11 protein-coding genes are annotated in these 15,025 nt (G+C 56.8%); 9 read left to right on the plus strand and 2 right to left on the minus strand.

All coding sequences use genetic code 11. The features are described from left to right. Nucleotides 1-2 precede the first annotated feature (2 nt). Together K9U38_RS12040 and K9U38_RS12045 are read right to left on the minus strand one after the other, a co-directional pair. Nucleotides 3-1,223, minus strand: a complete 1,221-nt coding sequence (locus K9U38_RS12040) for a glycosyltransferase family 4 protein (RefSeq protein ID WP_224494577.1) — start codon at nucleotides 1,221-1,223, stop codon at nucleotides 3-5. A 47-nt stretch (nucleotides 1,224-1,270) separates the two neighbouring features. Then, nucleotides 1,271-1,840 (minus strand): MarR family transcriptional regulator, encoded by a 570-nt coding sequence (locus K9U38_RS12045; RefSeq protein WP_224494686.1) that lies wholly within the window; start codon nucleotides 1,838-1,840, stop codon nucleotides 1,271-1,273. A gap of 256 nt (nucleotides 1,841-2,096) precedes the next feature. Here K9U38_RS12045 and K9U38_RS12050 point away from each other — a divergent pair, with 256 nt between their 5' ends. The 9 genes from K9U38_RS12050 to K9U38_RS12090 all read left to right on the plus strand — a co-directional run bounded on the left by K9U38_RS12050 (nucleotide 2,097) and on the right by K9U38_RS12090 (nucleotide 14,991). Continuing rightward, complete coding sequence (locus tag K9U38_RS12050; protein WP_224494578.1) at nucleotides 2,097-3,809, plus strand: type I secretion system permease/ATPase; 1,713 nt, start codon at nucleotides 2,097-2,099, stop codon at nucleotides 3,807-3,809. Next, nucleotides 3,806-5,224, plus strand: a complete 1,419-nt coding sequence (locus K9U38_RS12055; RefSeq protein ID WP_224494579.1) for an HlyD family type I secretion periplasmic adaptor subunit — start codon at nucleotides 3,806-3,808, stop codon at nucleotides 5,222-5,224. The genes K9U38_RS12050 and K9U38_RS12055 overlap by 4 nt, the downstream gene beginning before the upstream one ends. A gap of 293 nt (nucleotides 5,225-5,517) precedes the next feature. Next, entirely contained in the window at nucleotides 5,518-6,177 is a 660-nt protein-coding gene (locus K9U38_RS12060; RefSeq protein ID WP_224494580.1) for a calcium-binding protein, read from the plus strand. Nucleotides 6,178-6,248: 71 nt separating this feature from the next. Beyond that, complete coding sequence (locus K9U38_RS12065) at nucleotides 6,249-8,510, plus strand: glycosyltransferase family 2 protein (protein WP_224494581.1); 2,262 nt, start codon at nucleotides 6,249-6,251, stop codon at nucleotides 8,508-8,510. Further along, nucleotides 8,507-9,349, plus strand: a complete 843-nt coding sequence (locus tag K9U38_RS12070; protein ID WP_224494582.1) for a class I SAM-dependent methyltransferase — start codon at nucleotides 8,507-8,509, stop codon at nucleotides 9,347-9,349. The genes K9U38_RS12065 and K9U38_RS12070 overlap by 4 nt, the downstream gene beginning before the upstream one ends. Further along, complete coding sequence (locus K9U38_RS12075; protein WP_224494583.1) at nucleotides 9,349-10,611, plus strand: glycosyltransferase family 4 protein; 1,263 nt, start codon at nucleotides 9,349-9,351, stop codon at nucleotides 10,609-10,611. Before K9U38_RS12070 ends, K9U38_RS12075 begins: the two co-directional genes overlap by 1 nt. Nucleotides 10,612-10,621: 10 nt before the next feature. After that, nucleotides 10,622-11,395, plus strand: coding sequence for a hypothetical protein (locus tag K9U38_RS12080; protein ID WP_224494584.1), 774 nt, complete (start codon nucleotides 10,622-10,624; stop codon nucleotides 11,393-11,395). Nucleotides 11,396-11,413: 18 nt separating this feature from the next. Continuing rightward, complete coding sequence (locus K9U38_RS12085; protein ID WP_224494585.1) at nucleotides 11,414-13,669, plus strand: hypothetical protein; 2,256 nt, start codon at nucleotides 11,414-11,416, stop codon at nucleotides 13,667-13,669. Continuing rightward, nucleotides 13,666-14,991: a glycosyltransferase family 4 protein gene (locus tag K9U38_RS12090; RefSeq protein WP_224494586.1), complete on the plus strand. Its 1,326-nt coding sequence runs from the start codon at nucleotides 13,666-13,668 to the stop codon at nucleotides 14,989-14,991. Before K9U38_RS12085 ends, K9U38_RS12090 begins: the two co-directional genes overlap by 4 nt. Nucleotides 14,992-15,025 lie beyond the last annotated feature (34 nt).

Below are 15,025 nucleotides of genomic sequence, written 5' to 3' on the forward strand. Positions count from 1 at the left end.
TGTCATGCGGCGCGCAATACCGAATTGATCAGCGACTTCTGCCGGGCAAGGCAATCGATCAACCGAAACCGCCGTTCAACTGTTTTGCGTGCAGCAAGTCGCATCGGCATGAAATCGCCTGGCTGGCGAAGCACGCGCAGAATTGTATCGGCGAGAGCATCAGTATCGTAGAACGGAACCAGTAGACCGTTTTGACCCGATCGAATGACTTCCTGCACAGGCCGCGTATCGGAACCGATAACCAAAGCGCCGCATGCCATTGCCTCGATCACCGACCAGGAAAGCACGAAGGGATATGTCAGATAGATATGGGCGGTCGATATCTGGTAGAGCTTGCGCAACAACTCATGTGATATCGGACCGGGAAAAAGTATCCTGTCTGGCGGAATATCATGCCCGGCAAGAAGGGCGTCCTTCCACGAACCACCGCTTGGAGGGGGTGTCCCATAGCTGACGCCGTCGCCGCCGACGAAGACGAAAAGCGCATCGGGATTTTTACGTATGACTTTCGCCGCCGCCTCAAGGGCCTGGGGAAATCCGCGATACGGCTCCAGGTCCCGGGCAACAAACGTAATGATCGGAGGATCCTCCGCTCTCAAAACCCGTCCGTCCGGAAGTCGCAGCGAAGCGTTCATGTCGGGGCGAAAGCGCTGTGTATCCACCCCCTCATGGCAAACAGCAATTCGGCTTTGGGCCGAAGCCGGATACAAACTCTTCTGCCAATGCGTAGGGCTGATGCCGCCATCAATGGCGTCAAGGGAGAGCAACTGCGCAATATTGCGCAGCCTCAACCTTTTGCGGGTATCAGCATCGGGATTGTCATCGGGAGAGAATCCAACATCGGCACCCTCTGCCCGGTAGAAAAACTCACAATAGCCAACGGCCGGCACCTGCGGCAGAACGTCCTTCACGAACATCATACTGCCCCAGCCGATATGGCCCACTATTATATCGGGCCGTTCACCGTGTCGTGACATCGAATCGAATGTCTCGGCGACCCTGTGGCCAATGCGGACATGATGGTCAGGAATACCCAAGTGCTTCGCCATGTGTTCATCAGCACGAGGACCGGGTTCGACCCTGTGCCTGATGACGCGGACCGATGGGAGGCGTCGGTCCACAGTCTCACAGATAAGGCTGACATCATGTCCGTTTGCACCGAGATGTTCGGCAAGGGCAGCAAATTGACCGAAGCCACGCCTGTGAACGAAAGCCACATGCATGATTTCAGTCCCTTCCAAATGCTAAGACAACGCAGGTCAAGACGGGATCAGATGCCGTAGCGTGCGGCATTGCCCCAAACCAGCTCGAGTCTGTGCAGGGTCTGGAATGCGATCTCGAGATTCCGCAGATCGTCGGCATCCCTAGCGAGCACACGGTTGTATGCCCCGCCTGCGTTGCGCAAATTGGCGCAAAGCTGTTCGCCCTTTTCAGTCAGACGGATTCGGGCAGATCGCTTGTCCCGCTGGGACGCCACCCTGTCAATGTACCCGCCATCGCCAAGCTGCTTCAGATAATAGGAAATGTTCGAACCGACATAATGACCCCGGTCCAGCAATTCCCCGACGGAAAGTTCGACGTCGCCGATGGCCATCAACACCATCGCTTGGGCAGGTCCGACGTCCTCGATGCCCAGCTTAGTCATCTCTGTTCTCAACAAACTGGCGAAACGGCGATTCACCCTCTCTATCATTCTCGCCAACTCGAAGTGTGTTACAACTACCGTATGAACCGGGCGCTTATGTCCCTGTTTTTCTGCGGTAATTTCAGGGAAATCGGCGGCCTTGTAGCCGTCAATAGATGTTTCGACTTCCACTCCTTCGTGTAGAAGTTTTTGTATCATCTTGGTCTCCATGGTCAATTTTACTTCAAAAATTGAAGTAAGTTGCGAATATATTTTCGCTCCTCCTTCAGATATTTCCCCACCGAATGAACTTTTTTCTGTCACATTCTGCACGGTAATACTTTACTAGTCTGTGGCCTTAGACCAAGGTCGTAGGGCTAACCGGCAGCTGTGTCATTTCCAAGGCAGATAACACATGACCGATACTCGTCAAATCAATGCAAATGGCAAGAGCAATGTTGGAAAAAAAGCGATGACACCTACCGTACCGACGCCTGAAACGCTGATTTTCCGGGCACGCCGCGTGTTCTTGGCGGGCCTGCTCTATGCCGTATTGCTGAGTGCGTGCATCAGCCTTCTGCAACTTACCGTACCCCTGTATATGTTGCAGGTCCATGACAGGGTCTTGAATTCCCGCAGCACCGATACGCTCCTTATGCTGACGATTCTGGCCGTCGGAGCGCTCATTGTTTTCGGCATACTTGAGTTCATACGCGCCCTGTCGTTTCAGGCGATGGGCAGTGCATTGGTTCGCCGGCTCAACCTTCCGGTGCTGACCGCCGCAGTCCAGGCGTCTGTTGACCAGGGTCTTCCGAAGGCAACTCAATCCCTGCGTGACCTGTCCGAATTGCGCACGTTCCTGACGTCATCGGCTGTAAGCGCTCCGCTCGATGCGGCATGGTCCCCGATATTCCTCACGGTGCTGTTCCTTATGCATCCGGTCCTGGGGATCATTGGTGTCATCGCTGTGATCGTTCTGGTGTGCTGCGGGGTGATCACCGACCTTTTGACGCGCAGCCTGCTGAAGGACGCGAATCAGGCGAATGTCGAAGCCATTTCGAAAATCGGCTCAACACTGCGGCACGCCGAAGCGATCGAGGCCATGGGCATGCTGCCAGCCTTGGCCAGGCGCTGGCGTGCCTTGCAGATGAATGCGCTGGACCTGCTTGACCTGGGCGGTGGCAGAAGCCGTGCTATGACATCCATTGCCCGCACGCTGCGCTTCATGGTGCAAGTTGCAAGTCTTGGCGCGGGGACGCTGCTGGCGATGGAGCAGGAAATCACGCCGGGCGCGATGATCGCGACAAGCATCATCATTGGCCGCCTGCTGATGCCTTTCGATCATATCGTCGAGACCTGGCGTCAGTGGGTGCTGGCGATCGGCAATTGGCAGCGAATTCAGGCGCTGCTCGCGCAAAACCTTGCCGTGCGCCAGACCATGCCGACGCCCAGACCACATGGCGACCTGATCGTCGACAGGCTGGTTTACGCGGCGCCGGGTGTCGAAATGCCGATTATCAAAGGCATTTCATTCACTTTGTCACCGGGTGAAGTACTCGGGATCGTTGGTCCTTCGGCGGCTGGCAAATCGACGCTGGCCCGTTTGATGATCGGGATTGTCAAGCCGACATCCGGCGGTGTTTTTCTCGATGGCAACAATGTCTACCTGTGGGAGCGGGGTTCTTTCGGAGAAATTGCCGGCTATCTGCCGCAATCCGTGGCGCTGCTTGAGGGCACCATCAAGGACAACATCGCCCGCATGGGCGACAGTGATCCGCACCGTGTCCTTGAAGCGGCGCGACTTGCGGATGTCCACGAGATGATCGGACGGCTGCCTTTGGGTTACGACACGCCGGTTGGTGATGGGCGGCTCACTCTGTCGGGTGGCCAGCGTCAGCGCATCGGTCTGGCGCGTTGCCTCTACAATCGCCCGCGCCTGATCGTTCTCGATGAGCCGAACGCGAATCTTGATGCAGTCGGCGAGCGTGCCTTGATGCGTGCCATAGAACAGGCCAGGGACGACGGGGCAATCGTAATCATGATTGCCCATCGCCCGACCATCATGCAGGTGGCCGACAAGCTGCTTGTCCTTGAGAATGGCCGTATCACCCAGTTCGGCCCGCGGACCGACGTGGTTGCGTCCATCACACCAAATGCCCCGAAAATGGGAGCGACAGGATCATGACCGGTAAAACCAATCTGCCCAAACGCGTCACGCAACTTCTGGCTCCCCGCGCCATGTCGATGGGCGAGCACTTGCCGACCAAATTTGGAACCGTGCGCCCCGAATGGGTCAACGATCTTGAGCGGGAGGATGAACGCTCTCCATTGCGCCGGCTCGTCATTGCCGGGATCACCACAATCGGGCTGGCGTTTGGCGGGTTCTTTGGCTGGGCCTACTCGGCGGAGCTTGGGAGTGCGGCCGTCGCACTTGGTACCGTGATCGTCGATTCGAAACGGAAGACCGTCAGCCATCTTGAGGGTGGCATCCTTGATCGCCTCCTGGTGCAGGAGGGCGATGAAGTGACGGTGGGTCAGCCACTGATTCGGTTGGACGACACGCGCGCCCGCTCCGAACTGCAATCGCTGCAGAGCCGGCGTGTTGGCCTGATCGCCAAACTGGCACGTCTGCGCACCGAGCAGGCCGGTGAAAAAGAGATCAAGTTTCCAGAAGATTTTGGTGAGCTTGGAAATATTTCCGCAGAAAGTGCAATCAAGGCGGAGCAGATATTCTTTCAAAAGCGCTACGCACAGAAGTTAAGCCGTATCGATATCCAACAAAAGACTATCGAACAATACACGGAACAGGCCAAGTCATCGGAAGCGCAGATCGCTGCGACCGATCGCCAGATCGAATTGATCACAGAGCAACGCAATGCCATCGCGGGGCTTGTGAAGAAGGGCTTCGCCCAAAAATCGAAGCTGACGGAACTCGATACCAGGCTCAGTGAGCTTGCTGGCGACCGCGGGGAGTATGCGGGCGACAAGGCGAAGGCCGAGCAGGCGAAGGCTGGAGCGGAATTTTCGTTGACGGGCATCGAGAGCGATCTGCAATCGGAGATCGCAGGCGAAATAACCTCCGCCCAGGTCGAGCTGGCGGATGCGGAGGAGCGGATCGTTGCCGCCAAGGACGTGATGCGACGGGTCGAGATCAGGTCGCCGCAGGCCGGTATTGTCGCCAATATTCGCCTGCGTACCCCAGGAGGTGTCGTGGCGGCCGGCGAACCCATTCTGGACATAGTGCCCGAGAATGAACCCATGGTCGTGGAAATGAAGATCAGTCCGCGCGATGTTGACAGTGTCGCCGTGGGGTCTCCTGCCCAGGTTCGGCTTACCGCCTATAACCAGCGATCGCTGACGCCTCTTGAGGGCAAGGTCATCTATATCGCTGCCGATCAAGTCATCGATGAAAAGAATGACACGCCCTACTTCGTGGCGCGTGCGGAAATCGAGCCCAAGGCGCTTGCTGACAACCCCACGGTAAAACTTTATCCGGGTATGCCCGCCGAAGTCCTGATCGTCCACAAGGCCCGCAAGGCAATCGAGTATATCATGTCCCCCATATCGGACAGCTTTAATCGAGCCTTCAGGGAGGATTAAGGGGAAAAATGAAGCAAAACAGGCAATACATGGCGGTATTTCAAATTTTGAAATAAATTACTACTAATAAAATGTTATAAATGAATTATTGTTATTCTAATCATTAATTATATCACGAACGTTTAATTGCTGTAATACATGGTTGTAATAATTTGTTACTATGGAATGCCACATTTATATTCTTAGTTTGGGTTGCATTTCGATTTGTTGCAACGCACAATCGTCAAGGCATCGATCGTCGGAGCAGTTCCGGCAATTTGTAGACTCATAAAGCAGGACAGAAGGAGAAGCAGATGGCCACTTTAGAAGGCGGCGCCTACGACGACGTTTTGTTTGGCTCGCGTTTTGATGATTTCATCCGCGCCCATGGCGGTGATGATATTGTCTTTGGTGGGAAAGGCGATGACACGATATTCGGGGATGATGGTAATGATCTGTTGTTCGGCGGACAGGGCGATGATTCCCTTTTCGGCGGCAATGGTTCTGACATCCTCTTCGGAGAGCAAGGCTCAGATGTGCTGAGCGGCGGCGATGGAAGTGACGTCCTGTTTGGCGGTCAAGGAGATGACGTTCTCCAGGGCGGTGCCGGATCTGACGTTCTGTTCGGCGATGCTGGAAGCGACGTGCTTCTTGGCGGTGCCGGCAACGACTTCCTCTCGGGCGGCGCGGGCGATGACGTACTTATCGGCGGTGCCGGCAATGACGTATTCCTGTTCAACGGCGGCGGCGGTAACGACGTCGTGCTCGATTTTACCCCTGGTGAAGACATCCTCCAGATCTCCAGCGGTATCAACGGTCAGGACATTCATTCTGCTGATGACCTGGCGGACCGTATCACACAGGTTGGCGACAACGTTGTTGTCGATCTCGGCCATGGCGATTCCGTCACGCTCGTTGGCGTCAGCGCCGACGATGTCACCAGCCATCTGAACGACTATTTCACCGTTCATTGATAGCGATTATGGCGTGCCCGGCCTTGCGGCTGGGCACGCTTTTCTTCCGATGTGAATGAAAGGGTAACGTATTGAGCCTAGACCATTCGACGGAGTTTGCAGGCGACACGGAGAGCATTTCGATCTCCCGTCTCTGTGCGGATGTTGCCGTTGTGATTTGGGATATTCCTGGCACAACCCGAACCTCGACAAAATGTACACTGGCAGCGCAAGAGGTACCCGTACCGCTCGTCAGTTTGAACATTCCCCTTGAGTCTGGCGGTCAGCGGGTCCTTTGGGTCATGCGAACCAGGGACAATCCCATTCATCTTACTCTGTCAGCCGGGGCGCTCGGTCCTACTGAACAGGTCACGCTATATCCAGCGGCTGAACTTGCTTCCTTCGATGTTGAGAGCGCTGTCGCCAATCTGACGGCGGCGGGTCACGTCAAGCTGCTCAACAATCTTCTGGGCACCTGGCGCAGCACCTTTCGTCTGTCGCAGAACCAGATTTTTGCCAGTGCCGCCCGTGAGGTTACGTTGGCTCTGACGCCGGAGCCGCGACCTGTTCGCTTCTGCGGTCAGCCGATCGACGGGCAGCACCTCCTTGAAACGGCGATCGACGCCGAACTTGGCGACGTGACCGCGATCTACGCTGTTACTGCGAATTCCGTTACGGTTCTGCCTACCAAATTCGTCATCAGCAATCAGCCCAAGAAGGCCTGGCAATCATGCCACTTGCTTGTCGAGTCGGTAAGACCGCTGCCGCCCTCTTTCCATCTCGTCCTGTCTGGCAAGAATGGTATTGCTATCCGCAAACTAGCCGACAGTGACGGGCAGCCAATTGAATTCCAGAGATGGTGGGCTCAGCGTCAAGGCGACGCGGAATTGCGTGAGTTTCTCGTGCGGCAACTGGCGCAAGTGCCAGGTGCTGGCCCTGCCACCGCCATCGACATGCAGATGCGTTCGCCGCTTGCAGCCCGACAAATTGCGAAATCGTCAGCGCACCCGGCCGCGGAAATCGATCTTGCGCTTGCACTCGATGGAGGTCAGCTTGTGGGCGGCTGGACCCATGATCCGTCGTCCATGCTGTCTGGAATAGAATACCTTTCCGAGAACGGAAGCGCGTTGCCGCTGCAGCCAAATTTCTACAAGTTTCCGGGCAAGACCGGTGAGCGGGAGGATGGACTTGGCGCTGACGTGACCGGTTTTGTTGCCTGGCTTCCGCAGAGCAAGAACCTTGGTCCATTGCTGCAGCCGCGCTTTCAGATGCGGCTCGTGTCTGGCGCAACGACAATGCTGGTGCCGCAATTGCAGCCCTTCGAGCCTTCGGCGCAGCGTAATCGCATATTGCGGGCTGTGCCTCCGCAGCATGCGCGGCACCAGGTCTTCGATAGCATATTGGCGCCGGCCTTGAGGGAGGTGGAGCACAAGCTCGGTCAAACCGTCCGGATTGCGGATGTCAAGGAATATGGCGTCATGCCCCGGACACCACTGGCGTCGATCGTGATTCCGCTTTACCGCAACCTCGACTTTCTGCGTTTTCAGCTTTCCGCGATGGCAACTGATCCGTGGCTTGTTGAGAATGTCGAGATCATTTTCGTACTTGATTCTCCTGAAATTCAGGATGACACGGAACATCTGCTCGGTGGCCTGCACATCCTTCACGATCTTCCCATGAAGCTTGCCACCATGAACCGCAACAGCGGATATGCGCGTGCATGTAATGCAGGCGCTAGCCTCGCCAGTGGTACTGTCCTGGTCATGCTGAACTCAGACGTAGTGCCATGCCGGGCTGGCTGGTTGGGTGATTTGATTCAGCCGCTGCTTGAGCAGAAAAAGTTGGGCGCAATCGGACCAAAGCTTCTGTTCGAGGATGGTTCGCTTCAGCATGCAGGTCTCTATTTTGCACGGGACCAGCGCGGGGTTTGGCTCAACCATCATTTCTACAAAGGCATGCCGGGCGATTACGCACCGGCTCAAGTCGCACGCAGCGTGCCCGGAGTAACAGGTGCATGCCTCGTTACCCGTAAGGACATTTACGATCTCGTCGGCGGATTCACGGACGATTATGTGATCGGGGATTACGAAGACAGCGATCTGTGCCTCAAAATCCGCCAGATTGGATTCCACATTGCCTACGAGCCAAGTGTATCACTGTATCACTTTGAGCGGCGGTCTATCCGCCGCAGCGCCGACTACATGCGAGGATTGGCAAGCCAATACAATGCGTGGCTCCATACGAAGCGCTGGAACGACGATATTACCGAATTGATGACGAGCTATCTCGACGAAGTGGTGGACGACACCATCGCTCCCTTTGTCGTTGAAAAATCTGAAAGGAGCGCCGCTTGACTGAGATCGTTGCACTCAAGAAAGCCGAACAAGAATTTACCCCCGGATTCAACAATGACCATGTTGAATGGTTGATGGAAGCGGTGCAGCGCAACCGGTTCCTGCCGCGGCCTGATCCGGACAGCATTTTTGTGGGCGACGGCAATTTCCAGGCGGTCGGCGCCGAATTTCTGGGCCATTTCATTCGCAAGGGCGGTGTACGGCCGGAGAGCCGTATCCTCGACATCGGCTGCGGCATCGGGCGCATGGCCGTTCCCCTTACGCAGTATATCGACCCCGCAAAAGGCAGCTATCGGGGTATTGATCCCGTGACAGGCGGCATCAACTGGTGTCAGCAGAATGTCAGCCCCTCATATCCCAATTTCGAGTTCCGGCATCTGGACATAGCCCACTCCCTTTACAATCCGAAGGGCGCAATCAACGGGCTCGAGCTCGAATTGCCGTTCGAAAGCAGGCAGTTCGACTTCATCATCATGACTTCGGTTATCACCCATCTACCGGACGAAGAAGTGAGCGCTTATCTGCGAGAGGTGGAGCGTGTGCTTGCGCCTGGTGGCCGCTTGTTCATGACGGCATTTGTGGTGGACAAGACGGCCCAGGAAAATGCATTCAACAAGCGCGATGCGCGCCTCGGGTTTCAGCGCTATGACCAGGGTCCGTGCTGGTTCGTGCCGGAACTGCCTCCACTGGCCGCAGTCGGTTTCGATGACGGTTTTCTGGACAACGCGCTGGCACGTGCCGGCCTATCGATCACGACCAAATCATTCGGACACTGGCGCGGCATTTCTTCCGATCACTATCAGGATCTCTTCATCGCCGAGTGCAAGGGGGGTACGTGATGGCCCCCCGTGTACTGGTTGCTGCCCACAATCACCCTGCCCTGCATCCGGGCGGCACTGAGATTTTCGCCCACGATCTGTTCCGCGCCTATCAGCGGACGGGATGCGAAGCTCTGTTTCTTGGGGCAACCAACCACATCCACCGTGAGGCGCGACCGGGGACAAGCTTTCAGAGTATCGGCACGAACGGCGATGAGATCCTGCTTTGGTCGGGTCATTTCGACCGCTTCTTCATGAGCCAGGTCGACCTCTACGGGATTGTACCGGATATTGTCGAATTGCTGCGCGACTTCCGGCCAGACATCGTCCACCTGCACCATTTGCTGCTTCTTGGCGCCGAGTTCCCGCACATTGTCCGCCGCACCCTGCCCGAATGCAGGATTGTCATGACTTTGCATGACTATTACCCAATCTGTCACCATGACGGATTGATGGTGCGTACAACGAACAAGGAACTGTGTCACGAAGCGAGCCCGGATCGATGCCACGCCTGTTTCAAAGATATCGCCCTTGACAAGTTTGTCCTGCGCGAACGCCATTTGAAGGCCTTGCTGAGTACGGTGGACGGTTTCGTTGCTCCGAGCGAATTCCTCAAGCAACGTTACATCGATTGGGGCCTCCCCGAGCCGTTGATCAATGTCATTCCTAACGGCCAACCTGCTCGGGCAGTTGCCAGGAAGTCTGAAAATCCACTGCGCAAGAGGCCGGCCTTTGGCTACTTTGGTAATCTCAATCCCTGGAAAGGGACAACGGTACTGCTTGAGGCAGCCAAGCAGCTGATTGCGGAAGGCGTCGATTTCGAACTGCGTGTTCATGGAGCAGCGCCATTCCAGAGCGAAAGCTTTGTTGCCGATATCGATCGCCTCTTTGCCGAAACGTCACCCAATGTACAGCGGCGCGGCGGCTATCGCCGCGAGGACATTGCCGAGCTCCTGGCCACAGTCGATTGTGCGATTATGCCTTCGATCTGGTGGGAGAATGCGCCTTTGGTGATCCAGGAAGCGCAGGGACAAAACTGTCCGGTAATCACGAGTAGTATTGGCGGCATGGCCGAAATGATCGAAAACGAGACCAACGGTCTTACCGTGCCGCCGAACGATCCGCTGGCGCTGGCGGCTGCCATGCGGCGTATCGCAGAAGAACCTGAACTGCTGCAAATTCTTTCACTTGGGGCACGCCACCCCGATACAATCGATACAACGGCGCAACGGTATCTCGATCTGATCGAGACGCTGCGGCCGCTGCGTGTCGAAGCAGCCTGAGAGGTACATGATGTCTATTGTGACAACAGTGTCGGCACAGGCGCCCGCGAAGCCGAATGCCACGCCTGAGCAAGACAATACCAAATCCAACAAGGTCGAGCCAATGAAGGGCCGTGTCGATGCCATCGACGATGGGCGCCTTTTCGGCTGGGCCTTTGATCCCACTGCTCCGAACATGAGGCTGACCATTCGCGTTCTGCTGGATGGAAAACCCATAGCCGAAGCAATAGCGGACAAAGAGCGGCCCGACCTCAAACGAAACGGCATCGGCGATGGCGGGCATGCATTCGATGTCATGCTGCCGCAATTTGCAGCGATCCGTGCCGGAGAACTTGTTGTCGTTGCAATCAACGGGGCAGGCGTCGAGCAGCCCCTGCGTGTACCGAAGCCCGACGAACAGGCGGCGGAAGCACTCATAGCTGCTCCCATGACGCGGATTCTCGACAAGCTTGACATGTTGATGGCCGCCCAACGACAGCTGCAGGTCAACCAGCGATCACTGCAGAGGACTGCGCCCGTAATCGATGCCGCCAGCAACGGGCCGGCGGTCGATCTGGTTGATATCAGCGGTTCGATCGAAGGGTTGCGTGGCGACGTCAACCAGCGCCTGACAGAGCTTGACGTTCATCTCATGCGGCTGGATGGCGTGGTGGCGAGCCTGGAGAAACGAATGGAGGCGTTTCAGAAACGGTCCAGTGGCGAAATCAAGCCCTTGTTCCTGCTGTTGTTTGTTCTGGTCGGATTTGCGGCTGGGGCGCTCGTGTCCATTTCGGTTATGCCGTAAGGATCATGGAGCGGCCAGATGCAGAAAGATGTGCTGCCAGTGACGCGAACAGGTAAATCGCCCGAGCGAAATCCGATGGTGATGGAAGGCGATATGGTTGTCGGATGTCCGGTCGACGACACGCTTGTCCTCGCCCTTGGCATTGGAAGCATGACCGCCGAACAGATCGCCGCGTTCCTCAACGGCGATCCTGCCATGAGCATCAAGGTGACGCTTGTCACCTGGCCGCTTAAGGAGCCCTCGCCCGCCGGTACGCACGGCTTCGTGGCAATTGTACCGACCAATATACTGCGTCGGGGCTCGCTGAAGACGATCATGTTCCAGCACAAGGCCAAGGCCACACGCTACGCCTTTGCCAGTCGCGCGGCCTCGACGGGCGATCTGATCGCGATGATCGCCGATCTTGCCGGCTCCAACTTGCCATCCGTCATCGATGGTCTGGTCGAAGGTCTTATTTCGGGGCCGATCGGTCGCAAGAAGCTCGCGGCCATTACAGTGCTTTTGCAGGGGGGCGCTCGATCCGACGGTTGCATCGAGCTGATCGGCGGAAGCGATGAGGGTGAGATTTTCGTCCAGGGCTGGGCGCAGGATCTGACACCATCGGTGACCCGCCTCTTGATCAGTGGCCGGACATCTTCCCTTGCCGAATGCGCGATCAGCGTCTTTGCAAGGCCCGATCTCAATGAACAATCGTCTGGCTTTGCCGGTTTGTTGCTTGCAAATGAGCGGATTGAACCCAATGACATCGAGCGTCTTCTGTTTCGAGGGCGCAGAGGATGGCGCTTCATCGAGGTCTACGACCGGCGGCTGATCGTGGGGGCGCGAGAAACCCCCAGTCATGTGAGGGCGATCCTGCCTCAAGTGCGCAGCTCGACGGAAGTACTGCTTCGGATGCGTTCTGCCGCCAACCGGTTTGACGGAACGGAAACAGTCTCAAGCCTGCCGTTTCCGGTGCGCATGGGCATCGACAATGCCTATCGCGTTGAAGGAAGCGGAATTCTGGTTTCGGGTTGGCTGCTCGATCCAGACAGCCATGTGGAAAGTGTAAAGCTTCGCCGCCACCGCGGTGAAACACAACTCGACCGCGACTGGACGCGGGTGGACCGGCGAGACGTTACCCGCGAATTCGACAATAAGCCTCCTTTCAACGCCGGGTTGGACCCCAACCGGCATGCGCATGGATTTGTGGCCTTCGCGCCCGAGCTGGAAGGCGACAGCACCGCACCGTTCTATCTGGAATTGGATCTGAGCGATGGGCGGCGTGCATTTATGCCGCTGACGCCTACCAGGATTACATCGCGTGATGCCGTGGTTCGACAGATCCGCGCGATTGACCCCGACGCCTGGGCGCTTCGCCACATCGTAGACCAGCAGCTCGTACCTTTGTTGCGAGGAGTCAGCCGACCTGCGCCAGAAATTTTTGGCGTCGAAGACCTCGGCACGTTCGAGAAGGCGTCCGGTCCCGCACTCATCATCGGCGTGGACGAGCGGGTCGAGGAAATTGCTCCCCTTCTCGCATTGCTTGCGCTTGATCCGGAAACGCGGGTCGCACCGATCGTCATTTCCGCGTCGACCGATATCATCGACCGGATAGGCGTACAGGTGCGCAGGCTGGCGGATTTCTACCGGCTGCGGTTGCGGCTCGTTTCGGCAAGCGGATCCGAAGACCTTTACGACGCCATGGAGGTCGGAGCCCGGGCTGTTTCGACAGACTCCATCGTATTTCTTGCCGCGTCGCTCCTGCCCAGGAGTGCGGGCTGGTTCCACCGTTTGCTTGCCGCCTACGACGCCCGCAAGGAATGCGTGCTGTCACCGACGCTTGCCTATGAGGATGATTCGATCCGGTGGGCTGGGACGTGGGTAGCGGGTGCACAGTCCGATCGCGCCCTGATAAGCCGCTATGCCGGCTATCCCATCGATGCGGTCATGGGTATGGGGACAACAGAAGTTGCAACAGCCACGTTTGAATGCTGTGTCCTGCCAAGGAACGCTTTGTTCTCCGTGAACGGATTCACGCGAGGATACCTCGGTACACATGAAAAGGGACTCGATCTTGGGTTGAAACTCAAGCAGACGGGTCTCAAGTCCTACTGGCTGCCATCAGCCCAGATGCTTGGCTCCGACGATATTTCAGTATCAGACAAGGCATCGACGATTGCCCTCATCGAACGAATTGACCGTCAGGTGTTCGATGCCCGTTGGGCAAATGCGCTCACCCAAGCGCGCCCTGTGGTCGATCGCGGCCCATCAGCAGAGTCAGAGGTAAAGGCATGACGGAACAACTTCGGGTTCTTGTCATTTCGCATGCCCATCCGAGCATCTCGCTCGGGGGCGGAGAGATCGCATCCTATAATCTGCACAAGGGACTGAACACGCTGCCCGGTGTACAATCGGTATATCTCGCGAGAGCAGGCCACCCGATTCCGCGCCACGGCACCACGGCACTCATGAGCTTGCGCCGCAGCAGCGATGAAATCCTCTTTCACGCCGATGAATATGATCATTTTTATTTGTCGAACAAGAATACGGATGAGATCCGCCGTGACCTGTTGCGGTTCGTCGGAGACCTCAATCCCCATGTCGTCCACTTCCACCATGTGCTTGGCCTTGGTCTCGAGACGCTATACGCCATTCGTGAGGCATTGCCCGACACTGCCATCCTTGTCACTTTCCATGAATATTTGTCGATCTGTCACAATGACGGCCAGATGGTGAAAGCCGGCACTTCAAAGCTCTGCAATGAGTCATCACCCATTGATTGCCATGCGTGCTTCCCGGACATTCCGCCCGCGCGCTTCCTCAAGCGGGAGCGATTTGTGCGCGGCATGCTTGAGCTGGCTGACGCCTTCGTTGCCCCAAGCGTGTTCCTTGCCAGGAAATATGCAGAATGGGGACTGGATCCGAAAAAGCTGACCGTGATGGAAAATGGCGTTGCCATTGAGGGCGTGACGCCGCCGCGCGAGCTTACAGGGCCAAAGCCGCGTCGTAACCGCTTTGCCTATTTTGGCCAGGTAACCCCTTACAAGGGCATAGACGTGCTGATCGATGCGGTATCGCGCGTTCCGGAGGAAACGTGGGGCGAAGACTCCCGCCTGATGATTTTCGGGGGCAACCTGGAAAAACAACCGCGCGACTTTCAGGACCGCATGGAGAAATTGATCGAGGAAGCAGGCGCTCGCGTGCGATTTTATGGCGCCTATCAGAATGCGGAAATGCCTCGCCTCATGCAATCGGTCGACTGGGTGGTCATGCCTTCGATATGGTGGGAAAATTCGCCGATTGTGATCCAGGAGGCCCTGCACCATCGCCGTCCGATCATCTGTTCCAACATTGGCGGCATGGCCGAGAAGGTCCGCGACGGGCATGACGGTCTGCACTTTCGCGTCCGCAGCGCCGAAGATCTCGCCGATCGCTTTACGGAAGTCCTGAGCGATCCCCTTATATGGGACCGGCTGCATCACGACATCCGCCAGCCAACCAACTACATCGACTGCGCCGAGGAGCACCTGGCGCTCTACGGCGACCTGCTCAAAGACAAGCGCCAGCCAATCAACACCACCGCGAGAACTGACGTCGTTCTTTCGCAGGCAAGCTGATCATTTGTCAGCCGCCATTACCGCCAAAAGAAGG

This window comes from Phyllobacterium lublinensis (genome assembly GCF_020164435.1).
GTDB classification, from domain to species: Bacteria; Pseudomonadota; Alphaproteobacteria; order Rhizobiales; family Rhizobiaceae; genus Phyllobacterium; species Phyllobacterium lublinensis.